This is a genomic window from Ruegeria sp. CJ2, from assembly GCF_056536745.1.
In genome coordinates this window covers 275,495-292,460 of the sequence record NZ_JBQFQF010000002.1, presented here as the reverse complement: position 1 = coordinate 292,460, position 16,966 = coordinate 275,495, and the positions used below count along the sequence as shown (strand labels likewise).

General features: G+C 58.3%; 20 protein-coding genes and 1 tRNA gene. 12 read left to right on the top strand and 9 right to left on the bottom strand.

All coding sequences use genetic code 11. From position 1 onward, the window contains the following. Positions 1-117 precede the first annotated feature (117 nt). Positions 118-1,098 carry a helix-turn-helix domain-containing protein gene (locus ACR0MS_RS03825; protein WP_480568988.1) on the bottom strand — a complete coding sequence of 327 codons (981 nt, stop codon included), beginning with the start codon at positions 1,096-1,098 and terminating at the stop codon, positions 118-120. A gap of 459 nt (positions 1,099-1,557) precedes the next feature. Here ACR0MS_RS03825 and ACR0MS_RS03820 point away from each other — a divergent pair, with 459 nt between their 5' ends. The 4 genes from ACR0MS_RS03820 (at position 1,558) to ribD (ending at position 4,080) form a co-directional block, all read left to right on the top strand. Further along, positions 1,558-1,959 (top strand): hypothetical protein, encoded by a 402-nt coding sequence (locus ACR0MS_RS03820; protein WP_480568991.1) that lies wholly within the window; start codon positions 1,558-1,560, stop codon positions 1,957-1,959. An 18-nt stretch (positions 1,960-1,977) separates the two neighbouring features. Continuing rightward, positions 1,978-2,391: a secondary thiamine-phosphate synthase enzyme YjbQ gene (locus ACR0MS_RS03815; RefSeq protein WP_480568994.1), complete on the top strand. Its 414-nt coding sequence runs from the start codon at positions 1,978-1,980 to the stop codon at positions 2,389-2,391. Between the two features lie 121 nt (positions 2,392-2,512). Beyond that, positions 2,513-2,983, top strand: a complete 471-nt coding sequence (gene nrdR / locus ACR0MS_RS03810) for a transcriptional regulator NrdR (protein ID WP_171120987.1) — start codon at positions 2,513-2,515, stop codon at positions 2,981-2,983. Continuing rightward, positions 2,983-4,080 (top strand): bifunctional diaminohydroxyphosphoribosylaminopyrimidine deaminase/5-amino-6-(5-phosphoribosylamino)uracil reductase RibD, encoded by a 1,098-nt coding sequence (gene ribD / locus ACR0MS_RS03805; protein WP_480569756.1) that lies wholly within the window; start codon positions 2,983-2,985, stop codon positions 4,078-4,080. The genes nrdR and ribD overlap by 1 nt, the downstream gene beginning before the upstream one ends. Here the strand turns inward: ribD and ACR0MS_RS03800 are convergent. The 3 genes from ACR0MS_RS03800 to ACR0MS_RS03790 are packed head-to-tail and all read right to left on the bottom strand — an operon-like array spanning position 4,077 to position 8,588. Further along, positions 4,077-6,077, bottom strand: a complete 2,001-nt coding sequence (locus ACR0MS_RS03800) for a capsular polysaccharide biosynthesis protein (RefSeq protein ID WP_480568997.1) — start codon at positions 6,075-6,077, stop codon at positions 4,077-4,079. The two genes, ribD and ACR0MS_RS03800, sit on opposite strands and share 4 nt — an antisense overlap. Then, on the bottom strand, positions 6,077-7,210 hold the full coding sequence (locus ACR0MS_RS03795) for a polysaccharide biosynthesis/export family protein (protein ID WP_480569000.1): 1,134 nt from the start codon (positions 7,208-7,210) through the stop codon (positions 6,077-6,079). The genes ACR0MS_RS03800 and ACR0MS_RS03795 overlap by 1 nt, the downstream gene beginning before the upstream one ends. Before the next feature lie 31 nt (positions 7,211-7,241). Continuing rightward, a complete protein-coding gene (locus ACR0MS_RS03790; RefSeq protein WP_480569003.1) occupies positions 7,242-8,588 on the bottom strand; it encodes a capsule biosynthesis protein in 1,347 nt (448 codons plus the stop codon). Positions 8,589-8,728: 140 nt separating this feature from the next. Here ACR0MS_RS03790 and ACR0MS_RS03785 point away from each other — a divergent pair, with 140 nt between their 5' ends. From ACR0MS_RS03785 to ACR0MS_RS03760, 6 genes are all read left to right on the top strand, one after another. Further along, complete coding sequence (locus tag ACR0MS_RS03785) at positions 8,729-9,316, top strand: riboflavin synthase (protein ID WP_480569006.1); 588 nt, start codon at positions 8,729-8,731, stop codon at positions 9,314-9,316. Positions 9,317-9,419: 103 nt separating this feature from the next. Next, positions 9,420-10,541, top strand: a complete 1,122-nt coding sequence (ribB, locus tag ACR0MS_RS03780; RefSeq protein ID WP_480569009.1) for a 3,4-dihydroxy-2-butanone-4-phosphate synthase — start codon at positions 9,420-9,422, stop codon at positions 10,539-10,541. Between the two features lie 2 nt (positions 10,542-10,543). Beyond that, positions 10,544-11,095, top strand: a complete 552-nt coding sequence (locus ACR0MS_RS03775) for a 6,7-dimethyl-8-ribityllumazine synthase (RefSeq protein ID WP_480569013.1) — start codon at positions 10,544-10,546, stop codon at positions 11,093-11,095. Continuing rightward, complete coding sequence (nusB, locus tag ACR0MS_RS03770; RefSeq protein ID WP_171121002.1) at positions 11,092-11,574, top strand: transcription antitermination factor NusB; 483 nt, start codon at positions 11,092-11,094, stop codon at positions 11,572-11,574. The genes ACR0MS_RS03775 and nusB overlap by 4 nt, the downstream gene beginning before the upstream one ends. 59 nt (positions 11,575-11,633) lie before the next feature. Continuing rightward, positions 11,634-11,939 (top strand): hypothetical protein, encoded by a 306-nt coding sequence (locus tag ACR0MS_RS03765; RefSeq protein WP_480569016.1) that lies wholly within the window; start codon positions 11,634-11,636, stop codon positions 11,937-11,939. A gap of 258 nt (positions 11,940-12,197) precedes the next feature. After that, positions 12,198-12,629 carry an MmcB family DNA repair protein gene (locus ACR0MS_RS03760; RefSeq protein WP_480569019.1) on the top strand — a complete coding sequence of 144 codons (432 nt, stop codon included), beginning with the start codon at positions 12,198-12,200 and terminating at the stop codon, positions 12,627-12,629. A 4-nt stretch (positions 12,630-12,633) separates the two neighbouring features. Here the strand turns inward: ACR0MS_RS03760 and ACR0MS_RS03755 are convergent, their stop codons facing one another. Then, on the bottom strand, positions 12,634-12,822 hold the full coding sequence (locus ACR0MS_RS03755; protein WP_170383615.1) for a DUF6324 family protein: 189 nt from the start codon (positions 12,820-12,822) through the stop codon (positions 12,634-12,636). A gap of 77 nt (positions 12,823-12,899) precedes the next feature. Here ACR0MS_RS03755 and ACR0MS_RS03750 point away from each other — a divergent pair, with 77 nt between their 5' ends. Continuing rightward, complete coding sequence (locus ACR0MS_RS03750) at positions 12,900-13,382, top strand: GNAT family N-acetyltransferase (protein WP_480569022.1); 483 nt, start codon at positions 12,900-12,902, stop codon at positions 13,380-13,382. Between the two features lie 47 nt (positions 13,383-13,429). Next, positions 13,430-13,506, top strand: a tRNA-His gene (locus ACR0MS_RS03745). A gap of 81 nt (positions 13,507-13,587) precedes the next feature. Here ACR0MS_RS03745 and ACR0MS_RS03740 read toward each other — a convergent pair. The 4 genes from ACR0MS_RS03740 to ACR0MS_RS03725 all read right to left on the bottom strand — a co-directional run bounded on the left by ACR0MS_RS03740 (position 13,588) and on the right by ACR0MS_RS03725 (position 16,873). Further along, complete coding sequence (locus ACR0MS_RS03740; RefSeq protein WP_480569025.1) at positions 13,588-14,394, bottom strand: ABC transporter permease; 807 nt, start codon at positions 14,392-14,394, stop codon at positions 13,588-13,590. After that, positions 14,391-15,278: an ABC transporter permease gene (locus ACR0MS_RS03735; protein ID WP_480569759.1), complete on the bottom strand. Its 888-nt coding sequence runs from the start codon at positions 15,276-15,278 to the stop codon at positions 14,391-14,393. Before ACR0MS_RS03735 ends, ACR0MS_RS03740 begins: the two co-directional genes overlap by 4 nt. A 72-nt stretch (positions 15,279-15,350) precedes the next feature. Continuing rightward, complete coding sequence (locus ACR0MS_RS03730) at positions 15,351-16,064, bottom strand: transporter substrate-binding domain-containing protein (protein ID WP_480569028.1); 714 nt, start codon at positions 16,062-16,064, stop codon at positions 15,351-15,353. A 32-nt stretch (positions 16,065-16,096) separates the two neighbouring features. Further along, entirely contained in the window at positions 16,097-16,873 is a 777-nt protein-coding gene (locus ACR0MS_RS03725) for an ABC transporter ATP-binding protein (protein ID WP_480569032.1), read from the bottom strand. Between the last annotated feature and the right edge of the window lie 93 nt (positions 16,874-16,966).

The window sequence follows — 16,966 nt, the reverse complement described above, 5'->3', positions numbered from 1 at the left end:
GTTCAAAACTCAAATTGGCGAGAACTCACAAGTCAACGGGTGGCAGCGGTTCTATATCGCGGGTGTCCACTCATGGGACGGGCCGGGGCGAGGCGTTCGCGCCAATGACCCCCGGTCTCAAACTTTGGCTGACACATCCAGCCTGCTTCGAAACGCACTTGGGGCTTGCCCCGTCCACCTTTTGAATGCGGTCGAAAACGCGGGTTGATCGGCATATCCCAAAGAGAACGCAATCTCGGACAGGGGCATCCCGTTGGTGATAAAGGTCTGGGCCAGATCGCATCGCAGGTCCTCGACGATTTCGCGATAGCTTGTGCCTTCTTCCTTGAGCCTTCGGGCAAAGGTCCGGGCACTTAGCCCCAGATTTGCGGCGGCGTCTTCGGATTGAATGATGGCGCCGGGCAAGGATCGGGTGATCAACCCTTCGACCTGAGCGCGCAGCTTTTGTTTTGGTTGCCGCTTTTCGGCGATAACGCGGTCGCCGTATTCCAACAGATGCTCGCGCAATTTTGGATCATAGGTTGGAACCGGAAGGTCCAGCGAGGACAGTGCCAGTACGATTTCGACCCTCTCAGCTCCGAACAGCACCGGAAAGCCAGCCAGCCTTTGGTATTTGTTCCTACTGCTTCCAACTTCATGCTGAAAGCGAATTTCAATCGGAAAGAAGTTCGATTGCGTCAGGTCCCGCAGCCGGGCAAGACCCGCGAACAACAGGAATTCGGTTCGCCGGTGATAGCGGGCATAGCTTGCGTCTTTCCACTCCGCCTCGATTGCAGCGAAGTTTCCTGCCACTCTCAGGCTGAACATCAGGGCGGGGTCTATGAGGCCGTGATACCGGGACGCATTTTCCAGTACCTGCTTCAGATCGCGCGAGTACTTACTGATATAGGCCGTCAGGCTTGATGATGACTTGAACTGCAGACCGGCCCTGGCCGCAAATGTCGCGTCGGCCAGCACATCGCAGGCGAACCGCACAAAAAGCGCCTCTTTCTGGGCGCTATAGGTCGAAGCCGCAGGCGATAGGTCGTCGCGACTTAGGCCGCTTTTCTCCAGAACCTGATCCACAATAGCCGGATCGTTCGCTTGATCTTCAAGCATTCTGGTCAACAATTGGAGGCGAGCAATATCTACATCCATAATGTCTTTTTAGCGCATTCAATGTGATTTCCACCAGACTACCCGCTGGAGGGCCTGAGGGAACTTTCTTTCAACTGACTGTAAATCGTAAAAGTTTGGCAGAATTCGGCAAGCCCTGTGTTGATGATCCATCTATTATTCGCGCGTTGTCGGGTTGGCACCTTTATGGGGATGAAGGTCAGAGCCCAGCCAAATTGTCGCGCAGACGACCAGAGGCTCCCCGACACGTGATCAGCCTTTCATCAAGCAGTTGTGAGTGCTTGCGGGTCGAAGACCTGTAAAGAAGGCGAACAGCTTGATACAATTCTGACGCGCGCTCACGTGATCTTAGGGCGCGTCTGAATTGATTGTGAACCGGCCTTGCTCGCTATGAATGTACACTATTTCAAAATTCACCTCGTAACAGGAAAGAGTATGATTATGAAAAAGGTTATGACTATAGCAGTGACTGCTGCGATCTTGCTGAGTACACCGGCTTCGGCCTCAGCTGCGCGAAACGGGTTTCAGACCGTCGCGCTGAACAACTCGGTTTTCGAAGTGATCCCGCGATCACGGAGGGACGTTGACGGCTATTGGTGCGCGGCTGCGGATTTTGCGCGTCGAACTTTGGGTGCGGGCTGGCAAGATCGCATCTATGTCGTGCGCGGCTATGGCCCCAGCGAGGCAACGGGCCGCCGTACGGCCGTCCAGTTCTCGACACAACCGCCTGCGGGTGGGGTGGCCCAGCAAAGCAGTTCGGTGTCTTCGGGTTTCAACCCCGGCGAAAGCATGTCAGTTCAGGGTGCCAACGGGCGCTGTAACGTCCGTCCTTTCTTGAACTGAGGCGAAGCGAACCACTAAATGCAGACCGAGTTTATTATTTCGACGAAAGGGCCGGGGTTGTATGAATTCACCTTGGACCTGCGCAACTGGCTTAACTCGGTCTCAGGCGATGGTTTGCTGACATTGTTTGTGCGGCACACGTCTTGTTCCCTCGTGATCCAGGAAAACGCGGACCCTGAGGTTCAGACGGATTTGCAAGCCTTCTTTGAAAGGCTGGTGCCGCCATCTGATCACCCGTCGATGTCCTATCTGCGTCACACTTACGAAGGTCCCGACGATATGCCCGCGCATATCAAGGCCGCACTTTTACCGGTTTCCCTTAGCATTCCGGTAACGAACGGGCACCCTTTGCTGGGAACATGGCAGGGTGTTTACCTGTTTGAACATCGTGCGATGGCTCATAATAGAAGGGTCGCTGCGCATTTTGCCTGACCCCTTTATCTTGCGGTGAAAAATTCCGACTACCCAAACCCTAGCGGCTGCCCTATAGTTGTGGATAAGTAAGCCGTAGTGCTTACAAAAAGAGGCGGATAAAGGGACGAGGAGACGGCGGATGCGCTGCCCGTTTTGCGGAAATATCGACACTCAGGTGAAAGATTCACGTCCGGCAGAGGATCACGTTGCGATCCGCAGACGCCGCTTCTGCCCGGCTTGTGGCGGACGGTTCACGACCTATGAACGCGTACAGTTGCGCGATTTGGTTGTGATTAAGACCAACGGCAAGCGCGAAGACTTCGACCGCGACAAGCTGGAACGCTCGATCCGCATTTCGATGCAGAAACGCCCGATTGAGCCGGATCGCATTGACCAGATGATCTCTGGCATCGTGCGCCGTCTGGAAAGCATGGGCGAAACCGATATCCCCTCAAGCAAGATCGGCGAGATCGTCATGGAAGCTCTGGCGCGGATTGACACGGTGGCTTATGTTCGCTTTGCCAGCGTGTACAAGAATTTCCAGGCGGCCGATGACTTTGAGGAGTTCGTCCACGAGTTGCGACCGCCGCAGCCTTCGTCAGACGAGTGATCGAAACAGATAAGCGATATATGGCATTGGCCCTGTCCTTGGGTCAGCGCGGTCAGGGAACGTGTTGGCCAAACCCGGCCGTCGGTTGCGTTGTCGTGCGTGACGGTCGGATCGTCGGGCGCGGCTGGACGCAGCCGGGCGGACGACCCCATGCCGAGACCGAAGCCCTGGCTCAGGCCGGAGATGCGGCGCGCGGTGCGACAGCATTTGTGTCTCTGGAGCCATGTTCTCACCACGGTAAGACGCCGCCCTGCGCCGAAGCTCTGATCGCGGCGGGTGTCTCGCGCGTTGTCTCAGCGATCGAGGACAGCGATCCGCGCGTGGCCGGGCAGGGCTTTTCGATGCTTCGCGAGGCAGGAATTGAAGTGACCACCGGGGTTCTCGCCGATCAAGCGGCCCGGGATCATGCGGGGTTCTTCCTGAAAACTGAACAGGGGCGGCCTTTTGTGACCCTCAAACTGGCCAGCAGTTTTGATGGCCGGATCGCGACCTCAAGCGGTCATAGCCAGTGGATCACTGGCCCCAAGGCAAGGCGTGTGGTGCATGCGATGCGCGCCCGGCATGACGCGGTGATGGTCGGGGCCGGAACCGCGCGGGCAGATGACCCGTCGCTGAATGTGCGCGATCTTGGAATAGACAACCAGCCTGTAAGGGTTGTCGTGTCGCGCCACCTGGACATTCCGTTGATCGGCCAACTTGCCAGAACCGCGGCGCAGATTCCGCTGTGGCTGTGCCACGGCCCATCGCCGGATCCCGAGCGTGCGCGCGCTTGGGAAGGGCTTGGCGCGACGCTGATCCCTTGCGCGCTAAACGATCACCAGATTGATGCCACGGACCTTTTGCAGCAGTTGGGGCAGGCCGGTCTGACCCGTGTCTTCTGCGAAGGAGGGTCAGCGCTGGCGGCGTCATTGCTGGCCGAAGACTTTGTCGATGAGTTGGTCGGATTCAGTGCTGGCCTGACAATCGGCGCGGAAGGTTTGTCGGCAATCGGTTCACTTGGGCTGGAGACTTTGGATGCTGCACCTCGGTTCGAACTGTTGGAGGCGCGGGCTGTTGGGCCGGATGTGCTTCACCGCTGGACGCGATCTTTCCGCTAACCTCTCCGCCAGAGATGCGCGTGTGTGGCAAATATGCCCTGTAGTTTGGACAGCAGGCGAACAGACGCGCCACCTGTCGCCCCATAACCGTCGGCCAAACGCTGTAACGCAACCTCGACAGGGCAGGGCTGGCCGGTGAAGGGGTCCAAATAGCGTGGATAGTCTATCAACGACGCGTGCACCAAACCCAACAACGTAGGGCGCGCTCCGCGTCGCGCGGGAACGGATCCCAGATCTTGGGTCAGCCCCCAGCCTGCATAGAAAGGCCCGCCAAGCGTCGTGACGCTGACGCCCCGTATTAGCGCCTCGAACCCCAGCAGCGACGTCATGGTCCAGACTTCCTGGACTTGCGAAAGCAACAGTGCCGGGTCGGTGTTCATCGCGACGACATCAGCTAGCCCTGCCGTGTCAATCTCGCCTTCGCGCAGCTTGGCTTCGACATCCGGGTGCGGCTTGTAGATGATGACGGCGTCAGGGTTCGCCTCGCGCGTCGTGCGCAACAGCTCAAGATTGGTCCGCACATTGTTGGTGCCCAGAAGGATTGACGCGTCATCCTCTACCTGACCGGGGACGAGTATCCGGTGGCCTTCGGGCAATTCCGGGCATGAGCCGCCCGTATTGTATTTGCTGAGTTGCGCAGACACGATGCGCGAGACAAGCTTTTCAGCTCGGATTTCCTGATCCGGTCGCAGGGTTTCCCGCCGGGCGATCAAGTCCTCAAGCTGGCTCGGGCGGGTCGGGTCGTAGTAGATTCCGATGTCGTCGGTGGCCAGGGACAGGGGTGGCACAAGACGCGCGCCAAGCCCTCGGGACCGGAGAAATCCATCTTCGACCCGCGTGACATGCCCGGCGTCGCGCGCGTGATTGCCCCATACCATGTGTGGTCGGTCCGGATTTTCAGGAACCCCAGCCGTGAACCGCATTTTCTTTTCGCGCCCGAACATCTGTTGCAGGTGTTTGCGCTTCCACAGCCGCATATCCGAGGCTGTCCAACCTTTGTGATCCTGCCGCCAAGCGCGCGTTTGCGCCTCAAGAATGTCGAGAACCGTTTCGAACTCGCACAACTGGTCTTGAAACGGGTCATACCACTTTGGATACAGAACCATAGCGGCCGCAAACAACTGCGCACGGGTCAAAGTGCGCTGCCTGCGCGGGAAGAAATGTTCGTCCTGTGTCAATCCCCAACCGGCATAGAACGGCTCGCCAAAAATGCGGGGTTTGTGCCCGGCGAGGATGGCTTCGAACCCCAATTGGGACGACAAGGTGTAAACACCAACGGCCCCTTCCAGCAAGGTCCAGGGGCTCAGCGGGGCGTCAAAGATCGTGACCCGATCGGACAAGTCCTGCTCAGAAAAATACCCGGCGCGATGCCCTGCGATCGTTTCAGGGTGGGTCTTTATCAAAACGCGCGCGCCCGGGTTTTCTTCCTGCGCTATGACAAGCATTTCACGGAACCGCGCAGCGTCGCCCTTGCTGGCGGTGACCGATGCGTCGTCGCGCGCCTGATCCACGACCAGAACATATCCGGGGTCGGGTGGCGAAAGGGCCGTATCAAACGCGGAATACTTACTGATGTGGAGCTCTTTCATACGGGTGATCCCGCCACGCGCCCTGTTGAGCAGGGCGGTATCGTCCAGCGGGTGAGAGCTCAGAAGCGTTTCAAGATCAGACGGTTGGGCCGGATCGAAGTGCAACCCGGTGCGATCTAGCAGCAGGCCCAACGGGGCCTCGCCGCTTCGTCCCGTATGCAGCGAACGTAAAAAGGCATCCTCGACCCTAAGAAGGGGCGCGTTATGCTTCTTGGCTATGTTTAGGCCGCGATGGGCCGTAGGGCTGTTGCCCCAAATGCCGACAACATCGTCCTCCCTGGGAAGGCCTAACCGAATGTCGTAGCCTGCAAGCGTCAGAATGCGGCGTATGCGCTGCCCCGTCAGAAAACCGCCGTTGTAAACAAACAGTCGGGTGCGATCAGCCCCGACCGATGTCTCGGGATACATCAGCCGCCCGTGAGCGTGGCGACGTTCGCGAAGGGTGTCAGCCCGCCCGCGATAAGGGAAATCGACTTACTCCACTGCGAGTAGGGCGCCTCGGTCACATAGATCGTGTCGTCGTCGCGAATGACAAAGTCCCGGGCCACGAATAGCCCGTTCGGGGCGGTCAGGTTCAGCAGGTAGATCATACGTTGATCCCCTTGCAGATCCGCGCGCCCCATAACCGAACGCGCGATGTCCTGCCGCTCTCGCCGCAGAACGAAAATGCCTGTGGGGTCCGAAGATAAGGACTGCAAGCCGCCAACTTGGGCAAGCGCTTCAAGCGCGGACAGGTCCTGGCTGTCAAAGGCAACACGCGACTGCCCGCCGGTCGCGCCCAATGCGATATAAGACCGTGCGTCAGCCTCAACCAGAATTCGGTCACCGCCGCGCAGGGCCACGTCCATCCGCGGGTTGCTAAACAAGTCCTCGTACCAGACCGTGCCCCGTTCGTTGCCGCGAATTAGCGTTACCAGTGCGATGTCTGACCCAACAGCAACACCACCAGCTTGGGACAGCATGCCCGTCAGGGTGCGTGTCGGGCGTTCAATCGGATAGATACCCGGTGCCCCGATGGTACCTGTGAGCGAAACGGTTGATCCGTCACCGGCGATACGACGCACTTCGACTTGCGGATCGGGCGTCTGATCCTTGAGCTCTTGGGTGATCTGCGTGCGTAACTGTTCCGGGGTGTTTCCGGCTGCACGGACACGCCCCGCATAGGGCACAAAGATAAACCCGTCGCTGTCTACCTGAACCTCGTTCAGCGCTGTGGCGGCCCCGGTTGGCCCAGTCAACAGGCCATCATCGACGTTTTCCCACACCGTCAGCCCCAACACGTCGCCTGGGCGGACTGTGTCTGCGGCCAAGCTCTGCGCACTTTGAAACGAGGCGGGAAAGCCGAATTGCGGAACTGCGGACGTAGCCTGCGCGACACGATCGTCGACTTCCACGACGAAGGCGTTGCCGCCGTTTTCAACGGAACCGGCCAGAATCTGGTTCTTGCTGGGTCCGGACTTTGGAAGTTGACACGCCGCCAGAAGGCCAAGCGCGGCCACAAGGGTAACCCCCCGCATCCAGTGGATTGGAAAGCTCTGCACTGCCGAATATCCTCAGTCTTTTTTGTTTGCGTTACGCTATCTGTTTCTTCGCGTGACTTCCAGTAACAACCTGTTCGTTTCCTTCCACTATTCTTAACTGTGGCGTCTGAGTCTCTGTCTCAGCAAGGACCGAATGGTAAGGGTCGTATGGGCTAAGCATCATGTCTGCGACGCGGCGCAGCAACTGGCGTCGACCGTATCTGGAATAGAACCCGCCCGGCACCTGACAGGTTTTCAATAGAAAATCCCGGTATACCTGATAGGCGTCGTGGTCTGGCGGATCGGGGTGGGCAAAGAACTCTGCAATGGGCTGTTCTGACACGAACTCCGGCTTGTCATAGACGGATGTGCCGAAAGTACGTATCGGGATTCCACGCCACAGCACCTGCTGACCTGCTGTCGAGTTGATCGTGACCGCGGAATTGGCGTCATCCAGCAGTTTGGCGAGTTTTCCGCCTGGGACATAATGAATCCGATCCGCGATCCCGTATTTCTTGGCAATAATGCGGGTTTTGTGCCGCAAGGGTTCGCGGTGGTTTTCCAGTGGATGCTCTTTCACGACAAGCTGGTGATGCTGGGGGGCGCCCTCTGCAAATCCTTGGATCGCGTGTTCCAGAAAGTCGGACATGCAGGAATAATCCGAGTGAGACTGAACGGAACTGTCATGTCCCAATTGAAGAAGGACCAGATGGTACGGCAATCCGCTGCTGCGCGCCCGTGCCGTGGCCCAGCGCCGTTGTATCCTGTGAAACGGCATCAGCATCAACCGTTTGAAGTACAAGCGGAATTCTTTTGAGACCGGTAAGTCTCGGTGCCGCCGGAAGTTGCTGAAACGATGGTTCAGAAACAAAAGGAACCAATGGTAGAGCGCGCCATAGAAAATGTGCTGCCGCATATCACCCCAATGCGACGGAGGCGGCGGCTTCGGCGTGTCAGAGCGATCCAGCGCCCGTTCCATCTGCTCGACTGCCAGTGTCATCAGCCGAGAATTCCCGTTAGAGCCTGAACGCTCATAGGTGATCCACCATGGTCGAAGATAACCCTCTTCGAACACATGCACCGTGACACCTCGGGCGCGCGCGATTTCTACTGCCTGGGCGTGGACGGGCCGGGTGTCTCCGTACAACACGATATCCGTGACGTTCAGAGTTTCGATAAGGTCCGCGAACCGACCCGGCCATGTGTCGACGGGATCGAGGAAGGGAATGAAACTGTTGCGGTCGAACCAGAACACTTCATCCCCGGCGTTGAAACCCACGCGCCAGACCTCAGCCCCAGTTCCGCGCAGTGCGCGGCCCAGAGCGCTGAAGAATGGGCCATGCGGCCCCTGTAGAAACAGGAACACGCGGCCATCTGCGCCGGTGGTGAGTGGTGGCATTGGTGCTGCTCGTTTCGTTTTGGTGCGGAAATTATGCCCGTTTGTATCATTCGCGGCAAGGCGGGGCTTGCCCATGCAGTCTGTTACGCTTACCTCGGCTTGGAAAACTGGTCACAGGTTAGAAGCTGAGGGTTAAAGCAATGTTTACGGGGATCGTTACAGATGTTGGCACTGTTACCGAGTTGGACCAGCAGGGCGATCTGCGGGCGCGGATCAAAACGGAATATGATACGGGCGGCATTGATATTGGCGCCTCGATTGCCAGCGATGGTGTCTGCCTGACCGTTATTGCGCTGGGCGACGATTGGTATGATGTCCAGATCAGCGCTGAAACCGTGTCGAAAACCAATCTGGACAGTTGGCAGGTTGGTAAGCGTGTCAATCTGGAGCGCGCCCTGAAGGTTGGGGATGAATTGGGCGGGCACATTGTGTCCGGTCATGTCGACGGCGTGGCCGAAGTTGTCGCGGTGGAAGACGTGGGCGACAGCACCCGCGTAACTCTGCGCGCACCCAAGGACCTGGCGCGTTTCATTGCGCCCAAGGGCTCGGTTGCACTGAATGGAACGTCTCTGACCGTCAATGACGTCGCAGGCTGCGATTTTGGCATCAACTTCATCCCGCATACCAAAGAAGTAACAACCTGGGGCGACGTTTCCGTCGGTGACAAAGTGAACCTTGAGATTGACACGCTGGCCCGTTACGTCGCGCGTTTGGCTGAAATGTCCTGACTGAAACGCCGCGTTCAGGCCGGTTCGGGGCGTTTGCAGACTGGCCTTTGCGCGCGCGGTGGTCTATCCACCCGTGCAAACTTGCTCAGCGAAAGGCTGCCCAATGAGCTTTGAAACCCCCGGACCCGTCGAAGCACAACTGCGCGACGCGATCAGCCCGATCGAAGAGATCATCGAAGAGGCGCGCAAAGGCCGGATGTATATTCTGGTCGACCACGAAGATCGTGAGAATGAAGGCGATCTGGTTATCGCTGCCGAATTCGCGGATACCGAGGCGATCAACTTCATGGCCACCCATGGGCGCGGGCTGATCTGCCTGCCGATGACTGCCGAACGCGTGGATTCGCTGGGCCTGCCGATGATGGCCGTCAACAACTCGTCCCGTCACGAAACCGCGTTCACCGTGTCGATTGAGGCGCGCGAAGGTGTCTCGACCGGCATTTCCGCCGCTGACCGCGCCCTGACCGTTGCGACTGCGATCAACGAGCAGAACACCATGGCGGCCATCGCAACCCCCGGCCATATCTTCCCCCTGCGCGCCAAGCGGGGCGGGGTGCTGGTGCGCGCGGGCCATACCGAGGCCGCTGTGGATATCTCGCGCCTGGCCGGGCTGAACCCTTCGGGCGTGATCTGCGAGATCATGAAAGCCGACGGCACAATGGCGCGTTTGCCCGATCTGGTCGAATTTGCCAAAACCCACGACATGAAAATCGGTACCATCAGCGACCTGATCACCTATCGCTCGCGCAATGACAATCTGGTGGTCGAAACCTCGCGCGAGACGGTCAATTCCGAATATGGCGGCGAGTGGGAGATGCGGATTTTCACCGACCAGACCCACGGCATTGAACACGTCGTCATGATCAAAGGCGACATCACTACGCCCGAGCCGGTCCTGACCCGCACCCACGCCCTGCACGAAGCGCCGGATATTCTGGGGCTGGGCCCCAAATCCTCGCGCGAGTTGCCCCGCGCGATGGAAAAGATCGCCGAAGAAGGGCGCGGCGTGGTTTGCCTGTTCCGGCAGCCACGCAACTCGCTTTATGCCGCCGAAGACGAAGGCCCCCGCACCATCAAGCAAACCGGTCTGGGCGCGCAGATCCTGTCCAAGATGGGCATTCAGGAACTGGTGTTGCTGACCGACTCGCCGGAAACCGTATATCTGGGGCTCGACGCGTTTGGCCTGTCCATCGTCGGCACCCGTTCCATCCTCAAGGAAGACTGATCGTGGCTGAACAAGACAAACTTGGCGTCCTGCCGACTCCGACATTCGACAAGCCGGTGAAGCTGCTGCTGGTGGTGGCCCCGTTCTATCGCGCCATCGCTGATAATATGGTCGCCGGTGCCAAGGCCGAGATCGAGGCCGCAGGCGGAACCTGTGACGTGGTCGAAGTGCCCGGCGCCTTGGAAATCCCGACGACCATCGCCATGGCAGACCGTCAGTGCAACTATGACGGCTATGTTGCGCTGGGCTGTGTCATTCGCGGCGAGACCACGCATTACGAAACGGTGTGCAACGATTCCAGCCGTGCAATTCAGTTGATGGGTCTACAGGGCCTGCTGATCGGCAACGGCATCCTGACCGTCGAGAATGACGAACAGGCCGAGGTCCGCGCCAATCCAGAAAAGATGAATAAAGGCGGCGGAGCTGCGGCTGCGGCCTTGCATCTGATCGCGCTCAGCCGTAAGTGGGGCTCTTCCAAAAAGGGCGTGGGCTTCAAGCCGCCGTCCGAGTCCATCCTAGTGGCGGGCGACAGCAACGGACCCACGACAGCATGACCCAGACAGACGCGCCGAAACCGGCCAACCAGAAACGCCTGATGAAATCCGCCGCCCGGCTTTATGCTGTGCAGGCGCTGTTCCAGATGGAGCAGTCGGGCCAGACGACCGAACAGGTTGTGAATGAGTTTCTGGATCATCGGTTCGGTGCCGTCTATGAGGGCGAGGAAATGCTGGACGGCGACATCCGCCTGTTCCGCAAACTGGTTGAAGACGCCGTGAACTATCAGGCCCCCATCGACCAGATGACCGACCGCGCGCTGGTCGCCAAATGGCCCATCGCGCGTATCGACCCGACCTTGCGTGCCGCGTTTCGCGCAGCAGGGGCCGAACTGACTCAAAGCGATACACCGCCCAAAGTCGTGATCACCGAATTCGTCGACGTGGCGCGTGCCTTCTTTCCCGAAGGAAAAGAGCCGAAGTTCGTCAACGCCGTTTTGGATCATATGGCGCGCGAAGCCCAGCCCGAGGCATTCTGACACCTTTACCCGGGCCTTACATGCGCTAACCTGAATGTCAGAGCGTTAGGAGGCCCGTCATGCCCAAACTGATCCGTCTGTATATTACTCAGGTTGCTTGGGGGTTCGTGATCTCGGCGGTGTTTGTCGGCGTCCTGCTGGCGTTTAATGTGGCCAACCTGCGCAACCTCATCACCGGATCGGATGTCGGACTGATCGCGCTGCTGATGATCTGGTTCATGAACGGGATCGTTTTTGCCGGGGTTCAATTCGCATACAAGATCATGAGCATGGCCGAAAAACCCGGCGGCCCGCGCCGTGGCTCTCCGGTTGTGCACAGCTTTGAGCCTGCTGTCGTTCGTCAGGATGCCCCCACGGGGAAATAACCAAAGCTTGGGGAAATGTGGCGGGACCGCCAGTCAACCGTGCGGTGTGATTCCCGAGGACCTGTATGTACAGGTGGGCGCCAGGTAATCAGGCCAGGACCTGAACAGAGCCAGCCCCCTCGGAATTGCTTAAGGCCACCAGAATGCTACCAATCACAAGAAGGGCAGAACCCGCCACGGGTGTAACTAGGTGTTGCTGACCGGATAAGCAAGGGGAGGCGGGTTGATTTTTGTTCGCTAATTGTTCACATTCCCCGGATGGTATTGGACTTGCAGCCCGGACAGAAACTCGCACGCGGTGTCGCGCGCCATCTCAGTGCGCATGGATTCGTCTCTGTTGAAGAGTTTGTGCCCGCGCGCGGGTTGCGTGTTGATGTTATGGGGCTGGGCCCCAAAGGTGAGCTTTGGGTGGTTGAGTGCAAGTCGAGCCGCGCGGATTATCAGTCGGATTCCAAATGGCAGGGTTATCTGGAATGGTGCGACCGGTTTTTCTGGGCCGTCGATACTGATTTTCCAACAGACCTGCTGCCTCAGGAAACCGGCCTAATTATCGCCGACGCCTACGATGCCGAGATTGTGCGCATGGCCCCCGAGGACAAGATTGCCCCCGCACGACGCAAGAAAATGATACAGAAATTTGCAACGGACGCGGCCCGCAGGCTGCACGCCCTGCGCGATCCAAGACTCTGACGGATCAGTCTTTTACCGCGCGTGCGGCTTGCGCAGCTGCTCGGATTTCATCCGCAATCTCTTCGGCTTCTTCCGGGTCAAAATCCATTGGGATTTCCAGACCGTCGGCTTCGATGAACAGGCGCACCATGCCTTGGTCGGTCGGGCCGATTTGCAGGTTGGCCTGAATGTCACGTTCGGTATTGATGCCCATATGCGCCTCCGGGGATGAGCATTCGTGCTATCGCGCAAAGGGTTGAGAATCAAGACGCTGATGCGGTCAGATGCAGTATGGACAATGCACGGATCAGACCCTTTTGCGCTTCGGATGTGCCGTGGCTGGTTGAACAGCACGGGATCCTTTATGAGCGCGATGAAGGGTTCGACAAATCCTTTGCGCGACTGGTTCAACAGATCCTTGAGGATTTCGTTGCGACCCATGATCCCGAGGTTGAGCGTGGTTGGATTGCAGAACAAGATGGTCAGCGTTTAGGCAGCATTTTCTGCGTCAGACTGGACGAAAACACTGCAAAGCTGCGCCTGTTTTTCCTTGTGCCAGAGGCCCGGGGGATGGGTCTGGGCAAACGCCTGTTGCACACATGTATGGACCACGCACGCACCGTTGGATTCAGCCAGATGTCACTGTGGACGCACGAAAGTCACCGCGCCGCGTGCGCGCTTTACAAGGCGACAGGCTGGCAATTGATGGACAGTAAACCGGTCCATTCCTTCGGCGTCGATCTTGTCGAACAAAGCTGGAAAATTCGGCTTTAATCCTCTTGCATTCCCCGGGCGCGTTCGGTAAATCGCCCCTCACGAGTGCCGCCTTAGCTCAGTTGGTTAGAGCGCTGGATTGTGGATCCAGAGGTCCCCTGTTCAAGCCAGGGAGGCGGTACCACTTTTCCCCGATTAGAGATTGGTTGTTCAGCAATCTGCGTCGTTCAAGCATGTCTTAAATAATGAAGTGGCGCGCAGGAAATCAGCGCGCCAGATTCAGTCTCAGCTTCATTTTACTGCGCTTGGCCGCGGGCAGGTGCCGGTTCAGGCGCTTGTTGACAAGGCCGAACGCCCAGATGACCACCAGTGTCAGAAGGATGAAGTAGAAGGCCAGAATTGGATAGGGAATGAAGGGGTTGAAGGTCTTGTCCGCAAAATACCCTGCGTAATACAGCGCATCGCCCCGTTGCTGCCAGACCGGGAAGGCCGAGAAGAAGACCAGCGTGGTGGCGTGGAACAGAAAGATCGCTTCGTTTGTATAGGCAGGCCACGCCAGCCGCAGCATGGTGGGCCAGATGATGCGGCGGAAGCGGGACCAACCGGTCATGCCATAAGCGTCCGCGGCCTCGATATCGCCCTTGGGGATCGAGCGCAGCGCGCCATAGAAGATTTCGCCCGAATAGGCGGCGGTGTTGAAGAACAGCACGATCAGCGCGCCCAGCCAGGCCGAGGTCAGCGCGTCAAGGAACGGAAAACTCTGTTTGAGGGACAGAAAGAAAAAATAGGCAAAGAAGAACTGGATGAACAGTGGCGAGCCCCGGAACAGAAAGATGAACCATTCCGACGGTTTGCGCAGCCATTTCTTGGTCGAGGCCTTGCCCACTGCCAGCGCCGTGGCCAGAAAGAACCCGGTGACCAGCGCCATAATCCCGAAATAGATGTTCCAGATCATGCCCGAACCGATCAGGGTGAACTGTTCGCAGAGGGTGAAGTCAGCCTTTGGGATGGCCCGTTCACCAAAACCAATCGAACGCAGGCCGTAGTCCTGAATAGTCTGGATACAGCTCATGCGGTGGTCTCCTTGCGCAGCAGCTCTCCGCCGGATGTGGCCTGACCGTGGGACAGGCGGCGCATCAGCCGTTCAAGACCGATTTCCGAGACGCGGGTCATGCCCAGATAGAACACCAGCAGGGCCAGGAAATACCACATGCGCCAATCGCCATGCGGGTATTGGGTGAATTTCGGGTTCTTGAAGGCGCCCAGTTCGCGCGCCCAATAGACGATGTCTTCGATGCCCAGCAGGAACAGCAGCGGTGTGGCTTTGATCAGCACCATCCATAGGTTCGACAGGCCGGGCAGGGCATAGACCCACATCTGGGGCACAAGGATGCGCCAGAAGGTCTGGCGGTGTGTCATCCCATAAGCCGCCGCCGTTTCCAGCTGCGCGTGTGGCACGGCGCGCATCCCGCCAAACAGGACGTTGGCGGCAAAAGCGCCGAACACGATGGAAAAGGTGATCACGGCCAGAAAGAAGCCATAGGTTTCGTGCACCCATTCAGGGGCGGTGCCCAGTGGCAGTTTCGCCGACTGACACACGATAAAGTCATTGCCCTGTCGGATCGGATCCGTCCATTCAGGGCACAGTATCTTGTGCCGTGTCCATTCAAACGCCTGATCCAGCGCGATCACGAAGAACATGAAAAACGCGATATCCGGCACGCCGCGCACGATGGCGATATAGCCCTTGCCCAACCACGTCAGCGGCAGGAAATGCGACCGGGCAGCCATGGCCCCCAGAAAGCCGAACCCCAAAGCTACGGGCGCAGTAATGGCCAACAGCAGCAGAACCTTGAAGAAGGACAGGTAGAACAGCCAATGCACGCCGTTGGTCAGATAGCAAGCGAACCAACGAACCGTGCCGAGCGTATCGGGATCAGAGCAAAACGAGAAAATGGCGGGCCTCTTTGACTGGCAAAGGCTCAGAATGCGGCGCGCCCGGTTGTCAGGCGCGCCGCAATTAGCAATTTAGAAGGTCGAGGACACTTCCCACTTGGTGATCAGTTCGTTCAGGCTGCCATCGTCCTTCATGGATTGGATGGCGGCGTTGAACTTTTCTTTCAGCTCACCGTCGGACTCGCGAATGCCCATGCCGACGCCACCGCCCAGCGGAACTTCGTCACCGACAAAGGCCAGACCCGAACCATCTTCAGTGAAGGGCACAAGGAAGGACTTGTCGGCCAGAACCGCATCAGCTTCGCCATTGCGGACAGCGGCGATGGTTTCTTCGGGGCTCGCAAACTCTACCAGAGTCGCACCGGAATCGGCGATGTAGCCAGCCTGAATGGTGCCGGTTTGCGCAGCGATCACGCCACCTGCCAGATCAACACCGTCGGACATGGCAACATAGGCCGAAGGATCTGGCGGGGTGTAGTTCTGGGTGAAGTCGATGACTTCGTCCCGCTCATCGGTGATCGACATGCCAGCGATGATGGCGTCATAGTTGCCCGAGACGAGGTTCGGGATGATCGAATCCCAGTCGTTCTTGACCCATTCGCAATCCAGGCTGGCGCGCTTGCACAGCTCGTCGCCCAACTCGCGCTCGAACCCGTCGATCTCGCCCGCGTCGTTGACGAAGTTCCACGGTGCATAAGCACCTTCCGTGCCCAGGCGGACAGTGTCCGCCATGGCCATGCCCGCGCCAAGCGCCAGCGCTGCTGTGGTCAGAATCAGGTTTTTCATTGGTAACTCCCCAGTTTAGTTCTGTCCTGATTTTAAGCCGCCTTAGTGGCGGAGAGAAAGCCCTGAAGCCGTGCGGATTCAGGGGTGGTGAAAATGTCTTCCGGCAGGCCCTCTTCCTCGATCAGCCCTTGATGCAGGAACACCACGTGGCTTGAGATATCGGCCGCCATTTTCATGTCATGGGTCACGATGATCATGGTGCGGCCCTCAGCGGCCAGATCCTTGATTACCTTGATGACTTCCTGCTCTAGCTCGGGGTCCAGTGCCGAGGTTGGCTCGTCGAACAGCAGCGCCTCGGGTTCCATGCAAAGGCCGCGCGCGATCGCGGCGCGCTGTTGCTGGCCACCTGACAGTTGCGCGGGGTAGACGTCGCATTTGTCGCCGATCCCCACTTTTTCCAGATATTTCCGCGCGCTATCCTCAACCTCAGCCTTGTCGCGGCCCAGCACGGTGACCGGGGCTTCCATGACGTTTTGCAGGATCGTCATGTGGGCCCAAAGGTTGAATTGCTGAAACACCATCGACAGGTTGGTGCGGATACGCAGAACCTGTTTTGCGTCGGCAGGGCGGCGATGATGTCCTTCGCCAGCCCAACGGACAGGTTCGCCCTTGAACAGGATTTCGCCTTGCTGACTGTCTTCCAGCAGGTTGCAGCAGCGAAGAAGGGTCGATTTTCCAGACCCGGACGACCCGATCAACGACACCACATCGCCCCGTCTGGCCGTAATATCCACCCCTTTCAGCACTTCGAGATTGCCGAAACTCTTGTGTAGGTTTTTGATCTCGATGACCGGAGTGGAATCTGTCACGGGAGCCCTGAGTGTTATTGGTGTTGGTGCGGTACTAGGGCTTAATTTTTTGAGCAATGCAATGCGCAAATGACGCGTTACCGGTCAGAAACC